The sequence below is a fragment of the Sporomusa malonica genome (assembly GCF_900176355.1).
Taxonomy (GTDB): Bacteria; Bacillota; Negativicutes; order Sporomusales; family Sporomusaceae; genus Sporomusa; species Sporomusa malonica.
Window position 1 is genome coordinate 1 of sequence record NZ_FWXI01000050.1, and the last position, 8,736, is coordinate 8,736.

9 protein-coding genes are annotated in these 8,736 nt (G+C 42.2%); all 9 read right to left on the reverse strand.

What is annotated here, in order from left to right; translation table 11 throughout:
- Positions 1-673, reverse strand: a 673-nt coding sequence (locus B9A22_RS24575; RefSeq protein WP_281252445.1) for a 4-hydroxyphenylacetate 3-hydroxylase N-terminal domain-containing protein, incomplete at its 3' end; no start/stop codon positions are given.
- 244 nt (positions 674-917) lie between these two features.
- Positions 918-2,423: an acyl-CoA synthetase gene (locus B9A22_RS24580; RefSeq protein WP_084578564.1), complete on the reverse strand. Its 1,506-nt coding sequence runs from the start codon at positions 2,421-2,423 to the stop codon at positions 918-920.
- A gap of 116 nt (positions 2,424-2,539) precedes the next feature.
- Entirely contained in the window at positions 2,540-3,316 is a 777-nt protein-coding gene (locus B9A22_RS24585; RefSeq protein WP_084578565.1) for a glucose 1-dehydrogenase, read from the reverse strand.
- Between the two features lie 87 nt (positions 3,317-3,403).
- Complete coding sequence (locus B9A22_RS24590; protein ID WP_139796393.1) at positions 3,404-4,327, reverse strand: beta-keto acid cleavage family enzyme; 924 nt, start codon at positions 4,325-4,327, stop codon at positions 3,404-3,406.
- 76 nt (positions 4,328-4,403) lie between these two features.
- Complete coding sequence (locus B9A22_RS24595; protein ID WP_084578567.1) at positions 4,404-5,600, reverse strand: electron transfer flavoprotein subunit alpha; 1,197 nt, start codon at positions 5,598-5,600, stop codon at positions 4,404-4,406.
- A 19-nt stretch (positions 5,601-5,619) separates the two neighbouring features.
- Entirely contained in the window at positions 5,620-6,405 is a 786-nt protein-coding gene (locus B9A22_RS24600) for an electron transfer flavoprotein subunit beta/FixA family protein (RefSeq protein WP_084578568.1), read from the reverse strand.
- Positions 6,406-6,460: 55 nt separating this feature from the next.
- Positions 6,461-7,276: a methyl-accepting chemotaxis protein gene (locus tag B9A22_RS24605; protein WP_176215683.1), complete on the reverse strand. Its 816-nt coding sequence runs from the start codon at positions 7,274-7,276 to the stop codon at positions 6,461-6,463.
- A 48-nt stretch (positions 7,277-7,324) separates the two neighbouring features.
- The gene (locus tag B9A22_RS24610) at positions 7,325-7,936 is read right to left on the reverse strand and encodes a nitroreductase family protein (RefSeq protein ID WP_084578570.1); all 612 of its coding nucleotides are present in this window, start codon (positions 7,934-7,936) and stop codon (positions 7,325-7,327) included.
- A 189-nt stretch (positions 7,937-8,125) separates the two neighbouring features.
- A partial coding sequence (locus B9A22_RS24615) for a 4-hydroxyphenylacetate 3-hydroxylase C-terminal domain-containing protein (protein ID WP_217806058.1) occupies positions 8,126-8,736 on the reverse strand: 611 nt, incomplete at its 5' end.

Genomic DNA, 8,736 nt, shown 5'->3' on the forward strand with positions numbered 1-8,736 from the left:
AACCTTCATCGCCCTTACCCATAAACTTGGTCGGATTAACGATGATTTCATCAACGTAAGGAGCATTAGAGTTACAGATTTTCGCACCGCGAACGATAATACCTTTGCAAGGTTTTCCGTCAATGCCTATGCCGTCTACATTTGTTTTGATAACATGTACAAACTGATCCGGATCTGGCTGCATATGTGCTCTCTTATACTTAGGATTACGTGAACCCTTTACGTCAGTTTGAGCACAGTTGCAGATAAGGTCATTTTCTTGGCAGTACAACAGATACTTGTTAAAACGCTCATGATAATTTGTGCCGCAAGCCTGATCGCAGTCATAGCTAACAACAGCAATAGAATTAAGTGCGTCAGCGCCCATGCAGCGTTGAGTACAGCCGCCGACACGGTGGCAGAGCAGTCTTGTCATTTGTTGCTTTTTAAGCAAATCTTCTTTAGACTGGTGAATGTGGGTGAAACGGTTGATTTTCTTTCCGTTAAGATGAGAAGTCGCTGTGCATACATCCTCAAACTCAGGATTATTGGCCATATCATAGGTCTGCTTCATGACATAGCAGCCGCCGTCGATCCAACTACCTGACCGGTCAACCTTTTTACCGTTTAAATAAACGTTCGGTTTCATTTTGAGTAGCCGCTCTTTATAGGCTTCATAAGTTCCAATTGCCATTTTCCTGCCTCCTCTTAGTAGTGCATTTAATCTTTTGAATTCCCCTGCATAACTAAAGATCATGTCATGTCGTTGGTGAATACACCTTATTTAAATGCAAAAACTATGCCAAAGTCTAAAAGAGCTAGAATGCTAGTTAAAACTGCCGTGCTTTGATGAAAAACTATAATTTCATGTATATTTTATATACATTACCCAAACCTTAACAATGCATCTTTGTTTATAAAGGATACAGCATACTAATCTAGACTAAAACCCTCCGCAATTTTTCTTTCAAAATTTTCCCATTAGCATTTCGAGGTAATTCTGCTACGATTTCAAGTATCTTGGGCATTTTAAATCGAGCAAGCTTGCCCTCGCAGAATGACCTAATATCTTCTATAGTTGGCACTTGAATACAGTTCTTTAAAACAACGATAGCCTTAACAGTCTCCCCCCATAACGCATCTTCAACTCCAACTACAACGGCCTCTTGAACATTTTCGTGTCGCAATAGTACCTTTTCTACCTCAACAGGATATATATTCTCACCACCACTGATAATTACGTCTTTTTTTCGACAGACGACATAAAGGAATCCTTCCTCGTCTACCCGTGCGTAGTCTCCAGTTCGAAACCATTCGCCCTGAAAGACATTTTGAGTTTCTTGAGGTTTGTTCCAATACCCTTTCATAACATTAGGAGCACGAACAATTAGCTCACCAACATTCTCCGGGGGTACACTCAGACCGTCGTTATCAACAATTTTGACTTCCACACAACAGGACGGCTTGCCTACTGATCCAATTTTGCGGCCACTATTTGTTGTATCCAGCATAGCGACTGGCGCCACTTCAGTTAGACCAAATGCCTGTAAAAAGGGAACACCTCTATTTTGAAAAATCCTACTAATGCTGTTCGGACAGTTTGAACCTGCGGAAACACAAAAACGTAAAGTTGACAAATCACATTCGCCGAAGCCAGTGGCTTGAATCATCCTTGACCACATCGAAGGAACCATGAACAAACAGGTGATCTGCTTGTTTCTGATATACTCCTGAACTTTGTCTGGATCAAATTTTTCCTCAATAATAACTGTTCCACCCTTAAATAATAGCGGAAGAGTCAATATTGCCAGCCCCGCAATATGAAACATGGGAGTAATAGTCAAGGTACTATCAGTATCCATGATTGTTTCAGTTATCAAAACCTGAATAATGTTCCACGTTGTGTTTTCATGGGATAGCATGACACCCTTAGGATGGCCGGTAGTTCCTGAAGAGTACATGATCATATGAGTGTCTCTCACATCTATCTCCACACAAGGTTCATTATCAGGAGCCCCGTAAATGAAGGATTCATACTCCTGATTACGTTGTTGATCTCCTACTGTTATTATTGAAATTTGCGGCTTCCCTGTAAGGACATTTTCTATTATTTCGTTAAATTCAGCATCACAAATTACAACAGACGCCTTAATATCGTCAAAAATATATGCAAGTTCCTCTTCACTAAGGCGAAAATTGAGAGGGGAAAATATAGCACCAATTTTGGCACATGCAAACAATAATTCTAAAATTTCATTGCAATTTTGCAATAAAGAAGCAACTCGGCAGCCTCTAGTGACACCCAACATAGTCAAAGCATTTGCCAGACGATTTACCCTATTGTTTAAATCCTTATAGGTTAGCCTCTTATTTTTACAAATTACTGCTGCCTTATTACTATTACGCTCGGCGGTTCTTGATAACCAAACCCCTATCCCTGTCATTACATCTCCCCCTGCTTTAGCCCTAGGGGTACAAATTATAGCTGGGTACTTCAAATTCTAATCCCGTCTTCTTTTCGTTAATAAAGCAATCTAATATACATTTTACCCCAATAAATCTATAGCAGAGCTGTTTGTCCACCGTCGACTACAACACACTGACCAGTCATATAATTAGAAGCAGCTGAAGCAAGAAAAACGATAACACCCTTTAGATCATTTTCACCGCCATACCGGTTTAGCGGGATTCTTGGCATAATATTTTTGCGGTTCTGTTCCAAAAGTTGATCATTCATACTGGTAGGGAACCACCCAGGACAAATTGCATTGACAGTAATGCCATACGTGGCCCATTTAACTGCCAAATCTTTTGTCATAGTAATTACTGCCCCTTTACTCGCGGTATAAGCAATTGAGTTAGCGTTTTCCGGTTTGTCTCCCCTTAGACCACCGATAGAAGCCGTATTTATGATTTTCCCACCACCTTGTTCTTTCATAACTCTGGCTGCCATAGCTGATAGTTGATAGGTTCCCGTGAGGTTAAGATTTATGACCTGCTGCCACCTATCCATAGGGAAATTTAGAGAATCTGCTACCCAAGCCTTACCGGCATTGTTTACTAAAATGTCTAATTTTCCAAACTCCTTCATCGCTACATCAATAAGGTTTTGACAATCTGCCTCTTTACTTGCATCGCAGGCAACCGCAATAGCCCGAGCTCCATGTTCTTCAAGCATTGCACACATTTCATTGCAACGATCAACCTTGCGAGCTGCAATAATGAGGTTAGCGCCGGCTTCCGCCATAGCAATTGCCATTTGTGCTCCCAAACCGGTCGAACCACCTGTTACGATCGCAGTTTTGCCACTTAAATCAAACATAGTCTTAACGTTCATGTCTTTTCCCCCTAATTTATAATGTTTTTCCTTACTACCTTCTTTAGCGACTAAGCAAATTCCCATCACTTATAATCAAAACCTCTGTTAGTAATTGACATTACTTCTTCCTTTAAGGCCCAGCATAATGCGTACATCATTAGCACTGGCTACCTCTCCCCCCATAAGTTCAGTAATTTGCCGCATCTTGCCAACTTGCTCTGCACTTGATTTAGCCAAAACATTGGGTTTTATATAGAGATTGTCTTCCAGTCCTACACGGACATTGCCTCCCATAGCAATAGCCGCAGGTCCGAGTAAGAATTGACTATTATCTTTCGCTGCACAGGACCAAATAAAATCACCAAACTCCTCTCTAGCAGTTTTTACTAGGTAGGTCAAATTATCTATAGTCGCCGGAATGCCCCCAGTAACTCCAAGTATAAATTGCAGATAAATTGGCCGTTTTGCCAACCATCTTTTATAGAAATAGGAAATATTATTAATCATACCTACATCGTAAATTTCATATTCGGGTACGGACTCGGCCTTATTCATCGTGAGAATATAATGGGATAAATCTTCAAAGGTATTTGTAAATGCAAAATTTTGCGACTCTTTTAAATAGGGTATTTCCCAATCAAACTTAGGATTTTTGATACTACATGCCACGTCAGAAAAATTAAAATTCATCGTTCCGGCACAACAAGAAGCAATTTCAGGCTTTAATTCCGCTACCGGAGCAAGTCTCTCCTCGGTTGCAAGCTCTTGAGCTCCCCCGGTTGTCATACAGATAATCGCATCACAGCGTTGTTTTATCCCAGCAGCAATTTCCCTCATTAAGCCTAAGTCGGAGGTAGGCTTACCATTATTGGGCGACCGGGCATGAATATGTACTACGGCCGCCCCTGCCTCATGTGCTTTAACTGCGTCCTCAATAATTGTTGCTGGCGAACTAGGTAAATAACAGCTCATACTAGGTGTATGAATTGCCCCGGTTATCGCAGCTGTAATAACAACTTTACTTACCATATCCTCATTCCCCATTTGAAACAGGCATTTTGACACGCCTCTGTGTTAACGCAAGCTTTTAGCATCGTTGCTGAAATCACGCTATCCCTTTTAACTTTTTAAATGCACCAGTAAGGATTGGCAGTACCTCGGTTACATCACCAACTATCCCATAATCGGCCATTTTAAAAATAGGTGCGTCTGGATCCTTGTTAACAGCGATAACAACCTCAGAGGACGACATTCCGGCTAAATGCTGAATTGCCCCTGAAATACCACATGCAAAGTAGACTCTCGGACCCACTGTTTTACCAGTTTGTCCTACTTGATGTATAGCCGGCTTCCACCCAGCATCAACCGCTGCACGAGAAGCACCGACAGATCCACCAAGAACCTCAGCAAGTTCTTCAACTAAACAAAAATTTTCAACTTTCCCAAGTCCACGGCCACCAGATACAATTATCTCCGCTTCTTCTAGATTACAGGAAGAGCCAATAACCTGGACAATACCATATAGTTTAGTACGAATATCCTCGGCCTTCACCGTACTTGCCACACGGATAACTTCCCCTGTTCGGGCGAAATCAGGTACAGGACGTTTGAATACTGAAGGCCGGACAGTTCCCATTTGCGGCCGATGTTCAGGACATAGAATAGTCGCCATAATATTACCACCAAAAGCTGGCCGAGTCCAGGCAACAAGACCGCTAGCTTCATCTATTCCTAGACCTGTGCAATCAGCAGTTAATCCAGTACCCACGCGACATGCAATACGCGGGCCAAGATCACGTCCATTAGTTGTCGCACCTATGAGAATCACACAGGGTTTATAGCTCTCAATCAAGTCGCTAAAAGCCTTTGTATAGCCATCAGTGCTATAGTGAGCCAGTTCAGTATTCTCTATTAAATACACTGAGTCAGCTCCATATACAAAAACTTCATTTGCAAGCTCGGCTACGTTTTCACCAATAAGAACACCAGCTAAGCTTTGCCCTTGGGCATCGGCTAGCTTACGGCCTTCTCCGAGAAGTTCTAAGCTTACATTGCGCGGCTTGCCTTCAGCCACTTCAATGTAAACCCAAACATCTTTATATTGTGTTTTATCAATAGTTACTTCACTAACTTCAACCTCGCGTTTAATTGCACCAACCGGGCAATTTTCTACACAGGCACCGCAAGCTGTACATGCATCTGTTATATTTGCTTTATTTTCCTGCATTTCTATAGCCCCAAAAGGACATGCTGTCACGCAGACACTACAAGCAACACATTCATTCGTTACTACTACAGCCATTACTTTGTCTCCCCTCTTGCTACACAATCTTTGCTTCAGACAATCTAGTAATTAATTCTTCTACAGTTTCATGTATTGTTTCTTTACAAATAATCATGCCCTGAGTACGCTGGGGCGGAGTAAAGATTCTCCGAACTTGGGTAGGAGAACCCTTTAGGCCGATTTTACCAGCTTCAATATCTAAATCGGAGGAAGTCAAAACAGGAATTTCTGCACGATTGGCCTTCATAGTACCCTTTACCGTAGGATAGCGTGGTTCATTAATGGATTTCACAACAGAAATGAGCAACGGTAACTTAGCTCCCACAATTTCGTACCCGTCTTCGTGCTCACGTTCAATCCGAACATGATCACCTTCTACTTCAATTTTTGCAGCATAAGTCACCTGTGCCATTCCCAAATGCTCAGCTATTTCCGGGCCGACTTGAGCAGTATCGCCATCGATTGCTTGTTTTCCACAGAAAATAATATCTACTTGGTCGAGTTTTTTGATTGCCGCAGCCAAAGTATAGCTAGTTGCAAGAGTATCAGCGCCCCCGAATGCGCGATCACTAACCAGGAAGGCCTCATCCACCCCCATCGCCAAGCACTCTTTTAAAGCATCCTTGGCTTGCGGTGGTCCCATAGAGATTGCAGCGACTGTGCCACCATGCTTCTCCTTAAGCTGCAATGCTGCCTCTATGGCATTTTTGTCAAATGGATTAACGATACTAGGCACACCTTGTCGAATAAGTGTGTTTGTAACCGGATCAATTTTTACTTCTGTAGTGTCAGGTACTTGCTTAACACAAACAACTATATTCATCTTGCAATCTCCTTTTGTCGAGTTCTAGCGCACTTTCTTTTATCTAGCATCAACCTTATACTATTTCTGCTGCTCGCTCTAAATTCGAAGCCGTTGACGCAAGCTGCTGCATTGAAGCAGATATTTCTTCTGCAGCAGCACCTTGATGCTGACCTAACGCTGCCGTATTCGAAATGGTCTTAACAATTCCGTCAGCTTCTTTTTGTATACATAAAAGTAGTTCTTTTATTTTTTTAACTGCATTTGCACTGTCGTCAGCCATTTTTCGTATTTCCTCGGCTACTACGGCAAATCCCCGTCCCTGTTCACCTGCTCTTGCTGCTTCAATGGCAGCATTTAAACCAAGTAAATTTGAGTTTACAGCAACACTACTCACAAACTTCAAGATCTCATCCGTCTTTTGAATTTCTCTAATCACGTTCTGTCCGGCGGTTTTTAGCGACTCCAGATCTTGGAACAATTCAACAGCCGAGGCCGCTAACTCCTCTGTAGTTGCCGTAATCTCTTCTGCTGTAGCTGCAATAGTTCCAGCTGATTCAGACAGTAACTGCTGTGTCTCCAATGTAGTAATTGTGCATAATGCCCCAACTATTTCCCCATTTTCGTTTATTGGCAGAGACAGCGACTTTGCAGTAACTCCAAAGAGATCCCTTTTTAAGAGAGCCTGGCTAAGTTGACCTGTATGTAGACTCTTTTCAAGTGATCCGCCTTTAGCTACTTTAGCTCCGACACTTACCCCTATATCAAACTTCTTTGCTGGGACAATCTCAAGAATTATTCCTTCTTTATCGCAAATAACAATACAGCAATCAAACGGCATTACAGATTGATAAGTTGCGGCCAAATCAATTACATTTTGTAGAACATTCATGTTTTCTCTCCTCAAAGACATTTAGCACATGACTTATAGCGAGTAATTTCAAATTACCCGATAAATTAGTTCATCTAAAGGTACTCGAGGTCTAGGATCAGGGTTTTCATTAGAGAATCCCACAGGCATTAATGCAGTGATAATTATATTGTCCGGAAGATCTAAAATACCAGCTATCTTTTTTACCTTCATTAATTGAATAATGCATGTACCTAAACCTAGAGAAACAGCTCGTAAGGCTATATTTTGCATGGCAATAGCCACATTAAGCATAGCATGAGGAATATATGTTTTTAAGGCCTGCTCATCTTTCGGCTGGTTCAAGCCAGGGTATTTATCAGCAGTCTCCTTCTCCATAGCACCTACTTCAACCAGTTCTTGTACCCTTCTTGCGGTGTCCTTTGCGTATGTCTGAATATCAGCGCAACATACCAGTAAAACCGGGGCTTCACTCAAACACGTTTGACCATAAGCGACCTCCTGGATTTTTTGTTGCACTATTTTGTTCCTTATAACAATAAATCTCCACGGTTGATGATTTGTGCCCGAAGGAGCTAAGCGGGCAGCCTCTAGTAATTCGGTTACATACTCATTCGGAATAGGGTCTTGTTTAAACTTACGTATACTTCGCCTATTGATAATGGCTGTTTTTACATCCACAGCTTCACCCCACACATTCAACATTATTTGCCTATTTCTCTATAAGCAACGAGCCAAAGATCTAAAAATAGCCCCAGTTTCATCAATCCTTTGAAAAACTGATGAAACTGGCTGTGAATTTTGTTGCGCTAATTCTCTGTATATATATTAAATGTTTTAACTAATAACTTTCGTATAAAGCCGCAATCACTATTTTTTATCAACCTGAGTCTTTTTAAATTTGTCAAGCATTGCTCTCGGAGTTACTGTTGGGCGTTCTATACGGGGGAACTCTGCGCCCTCAAAGCCAGCGAGATATTTAGCAAGATCTTTTAGTGGCTCAAGGTCGTAACGGCTCATCATGGTAATGGTCTCCATAAGCGGAGATCCGCCGCCGTGTACGCCGGCAACAGCCTGTGCAGCCTCAAAGGAATCGCAGAGTTTATCCTCCATCATACGCATAACCCTGTGCGTCTCTTCAGCGGTGTATGCAGGGTTTCTCATAATGTACTTGTTGCAAAGCTCGGCTGTCTCAGGCTCATAGAAGGATTCTTCTGTTGGGAGTGAGGCGCAAATACCGCCTGTCAAGTCTGCCAATGTCTCATATTCATGATAAATTTTTTGACCTGCCAGTTTACGTCCGGCATTGGTCAGAATCTCGTCTGGTACCCAGGAACCATTGGGGAACTCTACTGCGCGAAGTGCTGATGATTGACCTGCTGCGTATACAAGCTCGGCCGTGCTGATGATTTCGCAGAGCTTCTCACGAACGTGATGTTCCTGGGCGATATCATTTACATCGGCAACCAGAGCTGCCTGAG

Excerpts from the sequence above, each read along its gene's own strand:
- B9A22_RS24580 (WP_084578564.1), bottom strand. The coding sequence starts at position 2,423 with ATGACAGGGATAGGGGTTTGGTTATCAAGAACCGCCGAGCGTAATAGT.
- B9A22_RS24605 (WP_176215683.1), bottom strand. The coding sequence starts at position 7,276 with ATGAATGTTCTACAAAATGTAATTGATTTGGCCGCAACTTATCAATCT.
- B9A22_RS24600 (WP_084578568.1), bottom strand. The coding sequence starts at position 6,405 with ATGAATATAGTTGTTTGTGTTAAGCAAGTACCTGACACTACAGAAGTA.
- B9A22_RS24595 (WP_084578567.1), bottom strand. The coding sequence starts at position 5,600 with ATGGCTGTAGTAGTAACGAATGAATGTGTTGCTTGTAGTGTCTGCGTG.
- B9A22_RS24590 (WP_139796393.1), bottom strand. The coding sequence starts at position 4,327 with ATGGTAAGTAAAGTTGTTATTACAGCTGCGATAACCGGGGCAATTCAT.
- B9A22_RS24585 (WP_084578565.1), bottom strand. The coding sequence starts at position 3,316 with ATGAACGTTAAGACTATGTTTGATTTAAGTGGCAAAACTGCGATCGTA.